The sequence below is a fragment of the Acinetobacter sp. 22301 genome, from assembly GCF_052045285.1.
GTDB lineage: Bacteria > Pseudomonadota > Gammaproteobacteria > Pseudomonadales > Moraxellaceae > Acinetobacter > Acinetobacter pittii.
The window spans coordinates 647,106-662,392 of sequence record NZ_JBQEOR010000001.1; the positions used below are offsets into that span (position 1 = coordinate 647,106).

Annotated in this window: 13 protein-coding genes; 5 read left to right on the forward strand and 8 right to left on the reverse strand. The window is 39.0% G+C overall.

Translation table 11 applies throughout. The features are described 5' to 3' along the window. The first annotated feature begins 122 nt into the window (after positions 1-122). Positions 123-1,394 carry a sigma-54 interaction domain-containing protein gene (locus ACTJJH_RS02990; RefSeq protein WP_440600715.1) on the forward strand — a complete coding sequence of 424 codons (1,272 nt, stop codon included), beginning with the start codon at positions 123-125 and terminating at the stop codon, positions 1,392-1,394. Positions 1,395-1,463: 69 nt separating this feature from the next. Next, positions 1,464-2,375, forward strand: a complete 912-nt coding sequence (locus ACTJJH_RS02995) for a bestrophin family protein (RefSeq protein WP_005305012.1) — start codon at positions 1,464-1,466, stop codon at positions 2,373-2,375. A 47-nt stretch (positions 2,376-2,422) separates the two neighbouring features. Here ACTJJH_RS02995 and ACTJJH_RS03000 read toward each other — a convergent pair whose 3' ends face one another. Genes ACTJJH_RS03000 through ACTJJH_RS03025 form a run of 6 tightly spaced genes read right to left on the reverse strand, consistent with a single transcriptional unit; the run spans position 2,423 to position 9,263 of the window. Then, positions 2,423-3,481, reverse strand: coding sequence for a 2,3-butanediol dehydrogenase (locus ACTJJH_RS03000; RefSeq protein WP_440600716.1), 1,059 nt, complete (start codon positions 3,479-3,481; stop codon positions 2,423-2,425). A gap of 29 nt (positions 3,482-3,510) precedes the next feature. After that, positions 3,511-4,296: an acetoin reductase gene (locus tag ACTJJH_RS03005; protein WP_206215925.1), complete on the reverse strand. Its 786-nt coding sequence runs from the start codon at positions 4,294-4,296 to the stop codon at positions 3,511-3,513. Between the two features lie 26 nt (positions 4,297-4,322). After that, positions 4,323-5,726 (reverse strand): dihydrolipoyl dehydrogenase, encoded by a 1,404-nt coding sequence (gene lpdA, locus ACTJJH_RS03010; protein ID WP_372548951.1) that lies wholly within the window; start codon positions 5,724-5,726, stop codon positions 4,323-4,325. A 10-nt stretch (positions 5,727-5,736) separates the two neighbouring features. After that, a complete protein-coding gene (locus ACTJJH_RS03015) occupies positions 5,737-7,266 on the reverse strand; it encodes a 2-oxo acid dehydrogenase subunit E2 (protein ID WP_440600717.1) in 1,530 nt (509 codons plus the stop codon). Between the two features lies 1 nt (position 7,267). Further along, the gene (locus ACTJJH_RS03020) at positions 7,268-8,287 is read right to left on the reverse strand and encodes an alpha-ketoacid dehydrogenase subunit beta (RefSeq protein WP_001133051.1); all 1,020 of its coding nucleotides are present in this window, start codon (positions 8,285-8,287) and stop codon (positions 7,268-7,270) included. Positions 8,288-8,300: 13 nt separating this feature from the next. Continuing rightward, positions 8,301-9,263, reverse strand: a complete 963-nt coding sequence (locus ACTJJH_RS03025; RefSeq protein WP_001177517.1) for a thiamine pyrophosphate-dependent dehydrogenase E1 component subunit alpha — start codon at positions 9,261-9,263, stop codon at positions 8,301-8,303. Between the two features lie 362 nt (positions 9,264-9,625). On the opposite strand from ACTJJH_RS03025, the gene lipA reads away from it, so the two are divergent. Together lipA and ACTJJH_RS03035 are read left to right on the forward strand one after the other, a co-directional pair. Beyond that, positions 9,626-10,612 carry a lipoyl synthase gene (gene lipA, locus ACTJJH_RS03030; protein ID WP_372548953.1) on the forward strand — a complete coding sequence of 329 codons (987 nt, stop codon included), beginning with the start codon at positions 9,626-9,628 and terminating at the stop codon, positions 10,610-10,612. A gap of 156 nt (positions 10,613-10,768) precedes the next feature. Next, positions 10,769-11,908 (forward strand): transcriptional regulator, encoded by a 1,140-nt coding sequence (locus ACTJJH_RS03035; RefSeq protein ID WP_372548954.1) that lies wholly within the window; start codon positions 10,769-10,771, stop codon positions 11,906-11,908. Between the two features lie 48 nt (positions 11,909-11,956). Here the strand turns inward: ACTJJH_RS03035 and ACTJJH_RS03040 are convergent, their stop codons facing one another. Beyond that, on the reverse strand, positions 11,957-12,709 hold the full coding sequence (locus ACTJJH_RS03040; protein WP_002113940.1) for a TenA family transcriptional regulator: 753 nt from the start codon (positions 12,707-12,709) through the stop codon (positions 11,957-11,959). 320 nt (positions 12,710-13,029) lie between these two features. Here ACTJJH_RS03040 and ACTJJH_RS03045 point away from each other — a divergent pair, with 320 nt between their 5' ends. Continuing rightward, positions 13,030-14,259: a GGDEF domain-containing protein gene (locus ACTJJH_RS03045; RefSeq protein ID WP_017386898.1), complete on the forward strand. Its 1,230-nt coding sequence runs from the start codon at positions 13,030-13,032 to the stop codon at positions 14,257-14,259. Between the two features lie 244 nt (positions 14,260-14,503). Here ACTJJH_RS03045 and ACTJJH_RS03050 read toward each other — a convergent pair whose 3' ends face one another. After that, positions 14,504-15,220, reverse strand: a complete 717-nt coding sequence (locus ACTJJH_RS03050) for a hypothetical protein (RefSeq protein ID WP_440600718.1) — start codon at positions 15,218-15,220, stop codon at positions 14,504-14,506. Positions 15,221-15,287 lie beyond the last annotated feature (67 nt).

The following is a 15,287-nucleotide window of genomic DNA, read 5'->3' on the forward strand; positions in this document are numbered from 1 at the left end:
TAATAAATATAAAAATTAAATACTTAAAATAAAAAATGAAATTAAAGTTAGAAAACAAACGCAGCTTGATGTTCCTATGAAACTCAAGTATGTTTCAATGAAACGATTGTGAAACATATGAAATGGCAAAGTTAAATTTTGAGTCAGAACAAGATTTTTTTATTTTATTTGAGCAATTAAAAGCTTTATTCCCAAATGCGAGTCTGTTTTTAGCAGACACAACGACTCAAGCAATTCACTATAAATTTAATACAGACGATATTTCTGTAGAGAGCATGGCAGCGCTTACTCAAGACCATCATAATCAGTATCTTGAAATTAATACTCCTAAAATGAGAAAGCGATTCATCTATCAAGAACATGATATTTACATCGCAGAGCATCGCATTATCGGGAAATTGCATATTCTACAGCCCGTTAGCATAGAGAATGATATTGCTGATCAAGTAGAGCTAACAGAACAATTGCAAGACTTGGCTAAAGTTTTCAATAGTTGTTCACCAGAAATGGCCCGTATGTTTTCAATCATTCAAAGAGTGGCAATTACTGAGTTTCCTGTGCTTGTCCGCGGTGAATCTGGTAGCGGTAAAGAACTTGTGGCACAAGCAATTCATGATTATAGCCAACGTAAAAATAAGATTTTTGTAGCGATTAACTGTGCAGCTTTAAATTCTAATATTTTAGAAAGTGAACTCTTTGGACATGTGAAAGGTGCTTTTACGGGAGCAATTCGTGACCATAAAGGTGTGTTTGAACGTGCCGCTGGTGGAACACTATTTCTGGATGAAATTGCCGAGATTCCTTTAGAGCTTCAAGCTAAATTATTACGGGTATTAGAAACAGGTGAATTTACTCCTGTAGGTGGTGAAAAACCGATTCAAGCCAATGTCCGAATTATTACCGCAACACATAAAGCTTTACGTGAAGAAGCTAAGGCTGGGCGTTTCCGTCATGATTTACTCTACCGTTTGCGTGTCATTCCAATTTTTATACCACCGCTCAGAGAACGAAAAGTCGATATTCCACTCATTGTCGATCAGATTTTAAAAGAAAGCTCTACTCAACTCGACACGATGCCTCGTCACGTCAATCAAAAAGCCATGCAGATTTTATTGAACTATGACTGGCCTGGGAATGTTCGTGAGCTTAAAAACACCCTGCTTTATGCGTTAACCATGGCAAATGGTAAGGATGAAATTGAAGTCGAAGACTTACCAAATGAACTCTTAAATGCAGATGATTACGTTAAATTACCTGAGACAAATACAGAGCTTAGTCCTGAAAATGTACAAGCAGCTTTAGAAAAATATAACCATAACCTAAATATGGTCGCGAATATTTTTGGAATTAGCCGCACTACGCTTTGGCGATATAGACAAAAGCATAAGCTTTAGCTAGGTATTTAGCTCGTCTAAGGCGTATCATATTGCACTTGGTTAGGTTCGTTAGTTCAAAGGCTTTATATGATTGTCCGTGATAAAAGCAATGTATTTAAATTATTATTTGCTTGGAAAGGAACAATTTTGCCGAAGGTTTTGCCTGCACTGAGTTTTGTGGTACTTATTTCAGCATGTGTGGTCTGGCTCTCTTATTATCATTGGATTCAAATCCCTACCGTACCCGCGATCGGATTTACCATCTTTGGCGTGATTCTTTCGATTTGTACGGGTTTTAGAAATAACGCGTGTTATGACCGATGGTGGGAAGGTCGCAAGCTCTGGGGTGCTTTAATTGCCAATGCCAGACATATTGTTAGAGATAGCCATGTTTTATCTAATGAACAACGTGAACATTTAATTCATCAGGTCTTAATTTTTAGTAACTTGTTGCGTGATCGACTGCGTCAACAAACAGTCGAACCCACCAAATTTCTTGAACATGCCTATTTAAATAACTCTTCACTTAATTATTTAAATGAGCATATTAATGCACCGCAATTTGTACTCGAAAATATTCAAAAAGATTTAGTTAAAATACTAAAAGATGGTGAAATTAGCGACATTATCTATAGCACGCTAAATCGACATATTATTGAGCTAGGCAATATTCAAGCGGGTTGTGACCGAATTGCTGGCACGCCTTTACCCTACTCATATTCAGTACTTTTACATCGCGCCGTTTACTGTTTCTGTTTTATATTACCGTTTAGCCTTGAAGCAGCTTTAGGTATTTGGACACCGCTTATTGTGGGTTTAATCGCTTATATGTTTTTAGGACTAGATGCATTAAGCGCTCAAATTGAAGAACCTTTCGGTTTGCAAGAAAATGATTTACCACTCGACTCTATTGTGCGTTTGATTGAACGTGAGTCTCTAAGTTCTTTAGGACAGCCATTACCCCCTATTATTGAAGCTCAAAACAACAATTTACTTTAATAAAAAAGAGCGAATCATCGCTCTTTTTTATAGGCTTGAGTGTCTATTTATGGATGTACGATAATCTTAACGGCTGACTCATTGTTATGAATTAAGGTTTCAAAACCTTGTGAAATCAAATCATCAAGTTGAATACGCTGGGTAATAAAAGGTTCCAGATTTATTTTACCTTCTTCGACCAGTTTAATGGTTTCTTGATGGTCATTTACGTAGGCAATTGTGCCTCTTACATCGAGCTCTTTCATTACAACACTGTGCACATTAATTGATGCTGGGTGGCTCCAAATCGAAACTATAACGACCACGCCTGTTGGTTTCACTGCCGCGACCAAAGTATCTAATACCTTGTTAACGCTACTACATTCAAATGCAACATCAACACCATCGCCATTAGTAATTTTCATGACCTCAGAAACAACATCAACTTCTGACGGGTCTAAAATATAATCTGCAACTCCCGACTCTTTGGCTTTTTCTTTACGTTTGGCACTTAGTTCGGTAATGATGACCTTAAGACCTTTCGCTTTTAAAATTGCCGAAAGCAATAAACCAATTGGCCCCGCACCGCCAACCAGTGCAATGTCACCAGCCTTTGCACCACTACGCACATAGGCATGATGACCCACCGATAACGGTTCAATTAAGGCTGCCTGATCCAGTGGAATTTTATTGGAAATTGGATGCACCCAACGGCGTTTAACTGCAATTTTTTCCGATAAACCACCACCACGACCACCTAAACCAATAAAGTTCATATTTTTGGAAAGATGATAATTATCGCCCGGTCCAGTCGGTACATCATCCGCCACAATATAAGGCTCCACGACGACATGTTGACCAATTTCAATATCATCAATACCTTCTCCTACGGCATAGACCACACCTGAAAATTCATGTCCCATGGTAATCGGTGCAGATTCACCTGAAATAGGATGCGGATGTCCACACGGTGGAATAAAAATTGGCCCTTCCATAAACTCATGTAAATCTGTACCACAGATTCCACACCAAGCCACCTTGATACCTACAGTGCCGGGAGTGACTTCTGGTTCAGGGATATCTTCAATACGAATATCGCCTCTGTCATAAAAACGTGCTGCTTTCATTATTATCTCCCTCAAATCAGGATGTTGTTTTAGCGATAGACAATTCCGCCGTCTGTTAAAATGGATTGACCCGTAATATAGTCCGAATCTTCACTTGCCAGAAAAGCAACTAATGCGGCTACATCGTCTGGTGTTTGGGCTCTACCTAAAGCAATACCTTCCACATACTTTTTATAAGTTTCACCAATTGCGGCACCGGTAATTTCAGCAAAACGTTTATCGATTTCAACCCACATATCAGTTCCGACAATTCCGGGGCAATATCCATTTACCGTAATACCGTGACTGGCATATTCTTTTGCCGCAGCTTGGGTAAGTGCTCGTACCGCAAATTTGGTTGCCGAGTAAATACCGAGTAAAGCAAACCCATCGTGGCCTGCAATTGAGCAAGCATTAATGATTTTTCCTTTATGTTGACGTTGCTTAAATTTTGCAGCAGCAGCCTGTATTCCCCACAGCACGCCACCAATATTAATATCAACAATTTTTTGGAATTCATCAGGTGTGATATCCGCAATCGCCTGAACTTGAGCTATTCCAGCATTATTAATCATGACATCAAACCCACCAAGAGTCTCTTCAGCATGATTTATAGCGGCATACACTTGCTCGCGGTCACTTACATCAGCAATAAAAGTGCTCGCATTTACACCTAAAGCCTGAATTTCCTGCTGCACATCATTCAGTTGATCTTGTTTCATATCAACTAATGCAATATGTGCCCCTTCTTGCGCCAAGCGCAGGGCAATCCCACGGCCAATGCCTTGGGCTGCCCCAGTCACTAAAACGACTTTATTTTTTAATCCCTTAACCATGTTCAACTCCTGTAAATGTAGAATTTCTACATATGAATCGCTCGTTGCATTGAAGCCAAAATGGATTCATGCATGACTTCTGATAATGTTGGATGCGGGAAAATCACTTGAGCTAAACTTTCATCAGTTGCTTCCAGATATTTGGCAATGGCAAATCCTTGGATATGTTCGGTCACTTCATGACCCACCATATGTGCACCAAGTAATTCACCCGTTTCTGCATGTACCACCGTTTTAACGAAACCTGACGCATCTCCAATTGCCAAAGCTTTGCCATTTGCAGTTAAAGAAAACTTACCGATTCGTATAGGTAGATTCTTAGTTTTTGCAGCATTTTCCGTTAAACCAATACTCGCCACTTGTGGATGCGTAAAAATACAACCCGGTATCTGGCTACGATCCAGTGAATGGACGTTTGCTACACCAGCGATTTTCTCGACACATATCATGGCTTCATGGCTTGCTTTATGGGCAAGACACGGTGCTCCAGCCACATCACCAATTGCATAAAGCCCTGCTACGTTGGTTTTACAATAGTCATCAATTGCCACAAAACCTTGTGGATTGAGTTCTACACCTAAACGTTCTAGTCCTAGCCCCGCGGTATTCGGCTGTACACCAATTGCCGAAAGTACACGGTCAAAAACAAGCGTTTGAACATCATTTGCCGTTTCAACCACACAGTGGACTTGCTCATTTTCAATCTGAATACTTTGAACGACAGCATCGGTTAAGACTTTCATACCTTTTTGTTCAAATTGTTTTCTAACAAATTGAGCAACTTCCGCATCTTCAGTTGGTAAAATCTGCTTGGCTAAATCAATAAGCGTGATCTGACAACCCAAGTCTTGATAAAGACTAGCAAACTCACTGCCAATTGCACCTGAGCCTACAACCAATAAGCTTTTTGGTAACTTTTCTGGCACAAGCGCTTCTTTATAGCTCCAGACGTACGTTCCATCGACAGGAAGTTGAGGAACATGTCGAGCTTTAGCTCCAGTTGCCAAAATAATATGTGGCGCACTCAAAGCCTGACTGTTACCTTGAGCATCGGTCACTTCAATTTTTTCTTTAGCTGTAAGTTGAGCGCGACCATTAAAAACAGTCACCTGATTCTTTTTCAGTAAGTAATCGATACCTTGTACCAGCTGAGCTGACACTTGTCTGCTATGTTGCACAAGCTTTTGAATATCAAAATCGAGTTGCGATACCTGAAAACCAAACTGTCCTGCATGTTTAAACTGGGTTGCGAGCTCTGCACCTGCAAGCAAAGCTTTAGTTGGAATACAGCCCCAGTTTAGGCAAATTCCGCCTAAATGTTGCTCTTCTACAATTGCGGTTTTTAACCCGAGCTGGGCTGCACGAATTGCAGCCACATACCCACCCGGTCCCGCGCCAATCACAATTAAATCAAATTGAGCTTCTGACATGCGGGTTCTCCTATACCAAAATTAAAGCAGGGTTTTCAACAAACTGCTTAAAGCTGGCCAAGAATTTCGCCCCAACTGCGCCATCAATGACTCTGTGATCACATGACAATGTCGCTGTGACAATCTCACGAACCACTACATTGCCATTTTCAACAACAGCACGTGATTCAGAAGCACCTAAGGCCATAATTGCACCTTGTGGTGGATTAATAATGGCATCGAACTGTTTAATGCCTAACATGCCTAAATTTGAAATGCTAAAGCTGCCTCCCTGAAACTCATCAGGTTGTAACTTGCCAGTCTTAGCACGGGTTGCCAAATCACGCATGTCATCGGAAATCTGTGCTAAAGACTTCTGATTTGCTGCTTTTACAATGGGTGTAATTAAACCGTTTGGAATCGCTACGGCTACCGAAATGTCCGCTTGAGAGAACTGTAAAATTGATTGAGTCGCCTCATCAAATTGAACATTCACCTCCGGCACTTTAATCAGAGCCGCAGCTGCTGCTTTAATTAGCATGTCATTAATCGAAAGTTTCACTTGTGGAACAGTCTCATTAATCTGTTTACGTAGTTTTTGCAAAGCCTCTACGTTGAGATCGACCACTAAGCGGAAATGCGGTGCATTACGTTTTGCAGTCTGTAACCGTGAAGCAATCGCTTTACGCATACCATTCATCGCCACAGTCGTAATTGTCGATTGTGGTTGAGCAACAGCACATTGAGCAGATTGTTCATTTACCGACGTTGGATTATTACGGTAATAAACCGCTTCAACATCTTCTTTACAGACACGGCCACGAGTACCTGAAACACGGCAGTCATTTAGGTTAATGCCCCATTTTTTTGCTAAACGGCGTGCTACAGGTGTCGCTGAAACTTGGCTATCATCAGCAGTAGATTTAACCACTTTAGCTTGAGTTTGCTGCTTAATATCAGGCCACTGACCACCAGCAGCCTGCACAGCTTTCTGGATGTCTTGAACACTAATACGTCCTTCACGACCAGAACCTGTGACTTTTGCCAAGTTTACATTGTGCTTTTCTGCAAGCTTTAACGCATGCGGTGTTGCAAACAAATCATCAGATGTTTGATAACCTTGTAATGACTCTGGTACAGCGTAGTCACCTTTCGCTACCTTTATAGGATTTGATGAGCTAACTGCTACAGTCTGTGGTTGTTCTGCTTTTTTAGCAACAGGTCCAGATGTTTCCGCTTTACTTTGCTCCGAAGGTGCTTGAGCTGCTGAACCACCTAGTGATGCGATAAACTTTTCAATTTCTGCATCAGAAACTTCACTATCAGCACATACGGCAATAAGGCCACCAACAGGTAAAGTATCACCATCTTTCGCTAAAATTTTACGGAGTGTTCCAGCAAAAGGCGCTTCTAATACATTGACGATTTTTGTGGTTTCAATTTCACAAATTTCATCGCCCTTATTAAAGCTATCACCCTCTTTAATCAACCATTGGGCGATCGTGCCTTCTTCCATGGATAATCCCCATTTCGGGATCTCCAGCGTTTTAATTTCGCTCATCCTAAGCCTCCAATGTTTTTCGTACAGCTTGCTCAATACGCTCTACACTTGGAATCCATTCTTTTTCTAAAACTGGAGAGAATGGAACAGGCGTATGTGGTGGCGTTACGAGTTCAACAGGTGCTTTCAAATAGTGGAAACCTTTTTGCGCGATCAGGGCGGCAACATCATGACCAAAGCCACAGCGTGCCGCTGATTCATCCACAATAACCACACGCCCAGTCGATGCAACAGATTCTAAAATTCCTTCTTCATCCAGAGGTGAAATTGTGCGAGGGTCGACCACTTCAACCGAAATGCCATCTTTTGCTAGTTTATCTGCTACTTCATTGGCACGGTGTACCATCAGGCCTAAAGCAATAATGGTCACGTCTGTTCCTTCACGGGTGTAATTTGCTACACCAAAAGGAATGGTATAGGCATCATCTGGAACTTCGCCTTTAATGTCATAGAGCATTTTATGCTCACAGAACACTACAGGGTCGTCATCTCGAATAGCCTGAATTAATAGCCCTTTCACATCATATGGGCTAGATGGAACCACAACTTTTAAGCCCGGAACCGCGGCAAATACGTTATATGGTGACTGAGAATGCTGGGCTGCCGCAGAAAAACCAGCGCCAATCATGCCACGTACAACCATTGGTGCTTTTGCTTTTCCACCAAACATATAACGGAATTTAGCGGCTTGGTTATAAAGCATGTCATGACACACGCCATAGAAGTCCATAAACATTAAATCAGCAACAGGACGTAAACCTGTTGCAGCCGCACCGGCGGCCATACCGATAATTGCAGACTCGGTAATTGGTGTATCAATCACACGTTCTGAACCAAACTCCGTCCATAAACCTTTGGTTACACCAAGTACCCCACCGAAGCCTTCAAGCTCGTTCTCTTCGGTATTTTTGCCGCCATGGCCACCGCGCACATCTTCGCCAACTACAAAAACAGTTGGATCACGGCGCATTTCTGATTCAATGGCTTCTTTAATTGCATTACGAAAACTTTTATTTGGCATCTTTACTATTCCTTTAGTAAGAGACATAGACGTCAGTAAGGAGTTGTTCTGGTTTTGGATAAGCCGCAGCACGAGCTTTGGCAACGGCATCATCAACATTTGCCTTAGAAGCTGCATCAATCTCGTCTAGTTTGGCTTCATCAATTTTGCCTTTGACTTTTTCGCGGAAAATTTTCAAAGGATCTTTATTTTCTTTGATGAACTCGACTTCTTCTTTAGAACGAATCAAGCCAGGATCACCTTCGAAGTGGCCATAAAAGCGGTTCGTAATGGTTTCAATAACACTCGGACCTTCACCACGACGTGCACGTTCAATGGCAGTTTGAGCGGCTTCATAGACAGCAAAGAAGTCTGTACCATCAACTTTAACTGCCGGTAAACCGAACCCTGCTGCACGACCAGCAATGTCTTTGCTTCCTACAGCGTAATCATGACCAGTCCCCTCACCAAAACCGTTATTTTCGAAAACGAAAATTACTGGAAGTTTAAGCACAACAGCCATATTCATCGCTTCAAAGGTAAGGCCTTGGTTTGAGCCACCGTCACCTGTAAAAGACAGTCCAACACCACCAGTCTTTAAGGTTTTCGCTGTCAACGCCGCACCAATGGCTAAAGGAGGTCCACCACCCACAATCCCGTTGGCACCGAGCATACCTTTATCTAAATCGGCAATATGCATAGAACCGCCTTTTCCACGGCATAGCCCGTCATCTTTACCGAAAATTTCCAGCATCATGGCGTGAATGTCACAGCCTTTTGCAATACAGTGTCCATGTCCACGGTGTGTTGAAGTGATATAGTCTTTGTCGGTTAAATTTTCGCAAATCCCGACTGCTACAGCTTCTTCACCACTGTATAAGTGAATAAAGCCAGGAATATCACCATTGGTATTTTCTTCGTGAAGTCGATCCTCAAATTCACGAATATCGCGCATGCGTTTATATGCTGCGAGTAATTGCTCTTCCGTTAATTGCATATCCTTTTCCTTTATTATCTTGATTATTAAAAATCAACCAAGTTTCAGCGAGAGTTATATATTTCGCTATAAATAATAAAGCTCAATTTAATTTAATATGCTATTAGACTAAAAAGTTTTAAATGGTTTTTATGGATATTATTTTTTATTTTTCAAAAACTTGTACAGCAAAAATAAAATTAAAAAATTTTAATACATTTCATTGGCTTGTGAAACAAACCTTTAACCAACCTTTATTAATTTATAATATTAGCTGTGTACTACGCTCATTAATAAACTCCATATTCTTTATTTAAATTATAAGGATTTTTATTATATAGAGTCTAGTTGAAAATTATTTAATATAAAATGGAATTTTATATATGGACTTAAAAAGGCAAATAGAAACTGGTATTAAATTAAGAGGAGCGGATAAAGTTGCTCGCATTCCGATTAAAATTTTACCTACAGAAGAGTTACCGACTAAACCGGATTGGATTAGAGCCAAAATAATCGATTTTGAAGAAATTAACCGCATAAAAAATTTGCTACGCCAACAGAAGTTACACAGTGTTTGCGAAGAAGCGGCGTGTCCAAATTTACCGGAATGTTTTGGTGGAGGTACGGCAACATTTATGATTATGGGCGATATTTGTACTCGTCGCTGCCCATTTTGTGATGTCGCTCATGGTCGTCCAAAACCGCTAGATGAAGATGAACCTAAGCATTTGGCAGAAACAGTCGCAAATCTAAACTTAAAGTATGTCGTGATTACCTCTGTAGACCGCGATGATCTACATGATGGCGGCGCTGCACATTTTGTAAAGTGTATTGAAGAAATTAGAAAACGTTGTCCAGAAACATTGATTGAGATTTTAGTACCAGATTTTCGCGGTCGTTTAGAGACAGCACTTTCAACTCTAAGCTTATCGCCTCCAGATGTGTTTAATCATAATATTGAGACGGTTCCTCGTTTATATAAAGCGATGCGCCCCGGTTCAGATTATCAACATTCGCTAGAATTACTTAAACGCTTTAAAGCATATTGTCCCGATATCAAAACCAAGTCTGGCCTGATGGTTGGATTAGGAGAAATTGAGGCCGAAGTGCTTGCCCTACTCAACGATTTAAAAGACTATCAAGTCGATCTTGTCACGATTGGTCAATATCTTCAGCCTTCAAAATCACATGCGCCTATTCATCGGTTTGTAAATTTACAAGAATTTGAACGATATACCCGACACGGTAAGCGATTAGGTTTTAAAAACATTTGGAGCGCACCTATGGTTCGTTCTAGCTATTTTGCTGATCGACAATATTTCGGAGAAGAAGTGCCAAAGCCTTTCAGCCGACAAGATGTCTTATCTTAATGATTAGGCAATTAACAAAACTTATCCAATAGGATAATGGTCAAGACTTATAAAATTATTTAAGGTAAGGAGATAACTAGGAAATAGTCACAATAAGAAAGTTATAACTGTTGAGCGGCTACGGATACGCCATTTCAATGATAAAGGAATTTCGATATGGATATGTCAGAACAATTATCATCGCCTTTAATAGACACTAGTCCGTCCTTATTTCGGCCGGAATCCTCATCTCATTCTAAACAATTAGGAAAAAAACCATCACTTGACCTTGAAGCAGCACCTTTGTTTGATCTGGGTGAGGAATGGGAACACTCATTATTTGGTCGTTCGATTCACGAGTGCCATCGCAACTTAATGCATATTGCCGAAGATGCCGATATGGCCATTGGTGTGACTGATCCTCATGGTACTCTACTTTGGACATGGAGTAGTCACCCTATGCGCTCATCGGCTGAGCAAGTCCACTTTGTTGAAGGTGGTCAGTGGTCTACTCAGGCAGTAGGTCAAAACGCCATTGGTCTAGCATTAAATACACATTCTGCAAGCTGTGTTTACTCACATGAAAACCAAATGAATAGTGTCAGAGACTGGGTCTGTTATGCAGCCCCAATAACTGATACAAATACAGGTCAGTTTTATGGAATTATGAATTTATCGACTAAATATCAAAAACATAATTCACTTGGAGTTTTAGCAGTAGAGCGTTGTGCTGACATTGTTAAACAAGCAATTCAATTTCATCAGAAAAATATCTTATATATTAAAGCTTTCGGCACTCCTAAAGTTCAATATAACCAACACAGCCTTACATTGACTCAACGTCAAATTGAGATTCTGTGCATCCTAACCCTTTGTCCCGAAGGAATTAATCTTGAAGAACTTCACTATGCTTTATATGGTGATCGGCCTGTAAGTACCACCACTTTAAAAGCAGAACTTTCTCAACTCAGAAACCTAATACCTGACGTTATCGAGTCGCGACCATATAGACTTAACTGCGAAATTCAATGTGATTTTTTAATGGCCGAACAAGCCTTAAACCTTGGTTTTACATCAACTACGCTTACACTCTATAGAGGAAGTTTCTTAGCTAAATCAGAAAGTCCTTTTTTATGCGCATGGAGAGATTGTTTTGATGCTCGTTTGAGTCATGTGATTTATCAAATTGAAGATATTGATCAATTATTGCGAGTAGTCAGTCGTGTACCAGACCGTGTAGATGCTGTTGAGCGTTTACTTGAATTATTACCCGAAGAAACACCTTATCGAACTAAACTCTTAAAGTTGCTCGAATAAAATAAAAGGGAGAATATCCATACGATATTCTCCCTTTTTAAGGCTAGATCAAGCAGAGGCTTGAAGCTGTACCCTATAGCAGTCGTCCAAAGCTAATTCATAATATCGCAGCCCTTCTTCAGCAGCATGAAATGCTTTTTGCTGCCAGTCAGGACGGTCATTACATAAGCGTTTAATCAACTCCATAGCTTCATATGGATGAAGATCATCGTAATGTGCATGAGCGCGCAACCAAGCTAAAGAACGTTTATCAATCGTGACTTCAGGATGATTAGTATAGGTATGAATACCTTTATACACCTGAATAGACCAATCTCCAGTTGCCCATTCAATCGCCAAATTTGTTGCAGCCAGACATTCTGCCAAATTGCCTCGATGACTCATATTCCATAGAAAATGGTTTACAGCATTCATAGCAGCGGGTGGTCGTACATGATCAAGTTCTTCAACTGTTAAGCCAAAACCTCCAGCCCAATCGCGATACCATTTTAAGTGTCGCTCTTCTACCTTAATATTTTGAATTAACCAATCTCGCGCTTCAGTAACTCCCGGTTCAGAAAATCCAGTCGCTTTCCCCAATGCTCCAGCCATATATGACGGGAAATGGGCGACTAATGGATAGAAATTAAGTAGAGCATAACGGAAACTATCTAGGCTCAATCCCCCATTGGCCATTTCCGTAAAAAACGGATGTTTACTCACCCGTTCTTTAGCTGGTAACAGGTCGTCCCAGAACCGTTGTGACCATCCATTATGCGGCGTAATTTCTAAATTCATTCCATATTGATTTAGAGCAGTCATTGCTAATTTTCCTATTTATATGACAGCAATCATCTGTATTTCACACTATAAGTCTATCCGAAAATGATAAAGATACAATCGTTAATCGACCATTTGTAACTTTTTTCGATGGATTGGGGAACTTTAGATAATTATTAGGCTAATCATTGAAATGTCGTGATTTTTATCACATTTAACATAGATAAAAATCATTACTTTTTTAAAAAATCTGTATTATTATTTTGAATAAACCACACATTATATAATCAATATTTTTAGATGGAACTTTACTTAAAATAAGTCTCATTTTATGACAACTTCCAATATAGAGAGCATTAATTATGAAGTTGCAGGGTTCCAATATATTGGGACAGGAACAAATAGATTTATTAACCACACGAGGATTAAACTTTGTATGGTTTCCAAAGCAGCTTGAAACGATTTATCGTTTTCAATACCAAAACGGTGCTGCCTATGAGTTCCGCTATAGAGCGCCTATTATTTTAATATTATATATATTTTTAAGCTTTGGTATATATCAAGTTTTACCAAGTGAACAAGTTTTATCCTGGTTTAGCTATTATTCTTGGGTTGGTGTAATTGTTCTTATCGCTTGGATTTTATCATTTATTAAAAAATTAAATCAGTATTTTGATTATTATGTAGGAGTTGGCTCGGCTTTAGCGGTAGCAATTACTTTTATTTTAATTAACGTTATTGAGAATGGACAAGATAATGTTCTTTTTCATGCTGCCATGATGTATGCAATCGTTATTATTTATGGTGCTGTTGGTATGCGCTTTTATACCGCCATATTTGCTGGATGGATGGGAGGACTAGTTGGAATTTTAGTAAGTAACTACTTAAATGGTGTGATCGACTGGACGTTCTTAAACCGAACTTACACTTTTAGTAGTTTTTTGGGAATGACCCTCGCCTATGCAACGGACCGTCAACATCGAGAAAACTATTTACAAAACTGTATGATTGAGCTGAACCGCATTGAGCTCATGCAACAAGCGCAGCAGTTATCCTTACTTTCTCAGCAAGATGCACTTACTGGTTTAGCCAATCGACGTTATCTAGATGAAACTTTGGATAATGAATGGCGACGTGCATTACGACATGAAACCCCACTCACTATTATGATGGTCGATATCGATTATTTTAAAGCATACAATGACACGCTAGGACACCTCAAAGGTGATGAATGTTTAAAAGAAATCGCAATTGCTATTTCTTCTATTGCTGCTCGTAGTGGAGATTTAGTTGCTCGTTATGGTGGTGAAGAGTTTTTACTACTATTCCCAATGACAAATTCTCAGCAAGCTTTGATACAAGTCGAACGTTTAATGAATGCGATTAATAAAATTGCGATTAAACACCCATGTAGTGATGTTTCACCACATGTCACTATTAGTGTAGGAGTCGCAACCACAATTCCACGTCTAAACGATTCTATTTCTGCTTTTGTGGCACGAGCTGATCATGCATTATATAAAGCAAAAACCAATGGACGTAATCAATATAAGATTGCTGTAAATGAAGAACAAATTGTAGATTTAACTTAATAATGGCAAATAACAATTGAGGATAACTTTTGGCTAGTGATTACATTATTTGTTTTTTGATATTAATCTTTTGAATTAAAATAATGAAAGAATTCTCTATTTAGCTTTTCCATCCGTGGTAAAGCTAAAATGTAATCTAGATTTAATATGTACTAAATATTGTTGTTTAGTTCTTAATATTAAATTAAGAATGGTTTAGTTAAGATTAATACATACCTACTCTAAGCTAAAAAATTCCAGTTCATCAGAATTCTCCTTTTAACTTCTTCCAAAGTTTATTTATAAAATAGAGCAATAAGTTTTGCTCCATCCTTGGAGGTGTTGTCTGAACAACTTCATTTGAAAACGGCAACATCGAGACAATATTCTCATGTATCGTTTCATAGTTCGGATAAGCCTCTTTTTTAATAATCTCTATAATTTTTTGTATTTCATCTACAGATAAGTTCAAGAATTTTTTAATTTCTTGGACTGTCTTTGATTCAATAGATAATAAAGCACAAACTCTAGTGACATTAACAATCTGCTCTGCATGAATATTTTTAAAGTTTGGATAACAAACAAGTTTGTATAGAATTTTTGTCTCAAACGGATCTGTAGCAGTTATATTTTCTATTCGTTCTCGATAAGATTTTTTAAAATATTCATTATTTTCAATTTCTAATAAAATTTTTAAAAGCTCCTGATACCTTAAGGGCCTCTTTAATCCATATTGATAACCTTTTAAAAGCTCAGGGTTATTACTTAATACAATTTTAATTTTTTTAGGAATAAGAATATTTGTATAGCCACTGTCTAAATCAATAATATATATATCTTGATTATCATCACTATATATCCAGTTTTCAGATAGCTGAGAGGATAAAGATAAGTCATGAATAACTTTTATCATTGCCTCTAAGTTTTTAGGCAATAGTTTATCCTTTGACATACAGCCAATTCTATATGTACATTGATTCATTGATATTTCCCCAATTTCAATGATGACTTTGAAAATTATTTGTTTAAAGTAATAAAATTTAAATATG

Bases quoted from the DNA above. Each gene is read 5' to 3' on its own strand.
- ACTJJH_RS03045 (WP_017386898.1), top strand. From the start codon at position 13,030: ATGAAGTTGCAGGGTTCCAATATATTGGGACAGGAACAAATAGATTTA.
- ACTJJH_RS03005 (WP_206215925.1), bottom strand. From the start codon at position 4,296: ATGGTTAAGGGATTAAAAAATAAAGTCGTTTTAGTGACTGGGGCAGCC.
- ACTJJH_RS03015 (WP_440600717.1), bottom strand. From the start codon at position 7,266: ATGAGCGAAATTAAAACGCTGGAGATCCCGAAATGGGGATTATCCATG.
- ACTJJH_RS03000 (WP_440600716.1), bottom strand. From the start codon at position 3,481: ATGAAAGCAGCACGTTTTTATGACAGAGGCGATATTCGTATTGAAGAT.
- lpdA (WP_372548951.1), bottom strand. From the start codon at position 5,726: ATGTCAGAAGCTCAATTTGATTTAATTGTGATTGGCGCGGGACCGGGT.
- ACTJJH_RS03035 (WP_372548954.1), top strand. From the start codon at position 10,769: ATGGATATGTCAGAACAATTATCATCGCCTTTAATAGACACTAGTCCG.
- ACTJJH_RS03020 (WP_001133051.1), bottom strand. From the start codon at position 8,287: ATGCCAAATAAAAGTTTTCGTAATGCAATTAAAGAAGCCATTGAATCA.
- ACTJJH_RS03050 (WP_440600718.1), bottom strand. From the start codon at position 15,220: ATGAATCAATGTACATATAGAATTGGCTGTATGTCAAAGGATAAACTA.
- ACTJJH_RS03025 (WP_001177517.1), bottom strand. From the start codon at position 9,263: ATGCAATTAACGGAAGAGCAATTACTCGCAGCATATAAACGCATGCGC.
- lipA (WP_372548953.1), top strand. From the start codon at position 9,626: ATGGACTTAAAAAGGCAAATAGAAACTGGTATTAAATTAAGAGGAGCG.
- ACTJJH_RS02995 (WP_005305012.1), top strand. From the start codon at position 1,464: ATGATTGTCCGTGATAAAAGCAATGTATTTAAATTATTATTTGCTTGG.
- ACTJJH_RS03040 (WP_002113940.1), bottom strand. From the start codon at position 12,709: ATGACTGCTCTAAATCAATATGGAATGAATTTAGAAATTACGCCGCAT.
- ACTJJH_RS02990 (WP_440600715.1), top strand. From the start codon at position 123: ATGGCAAAGTTAAATTTTGAGTCAGAACAAGATTTTTTTATTTTATTT.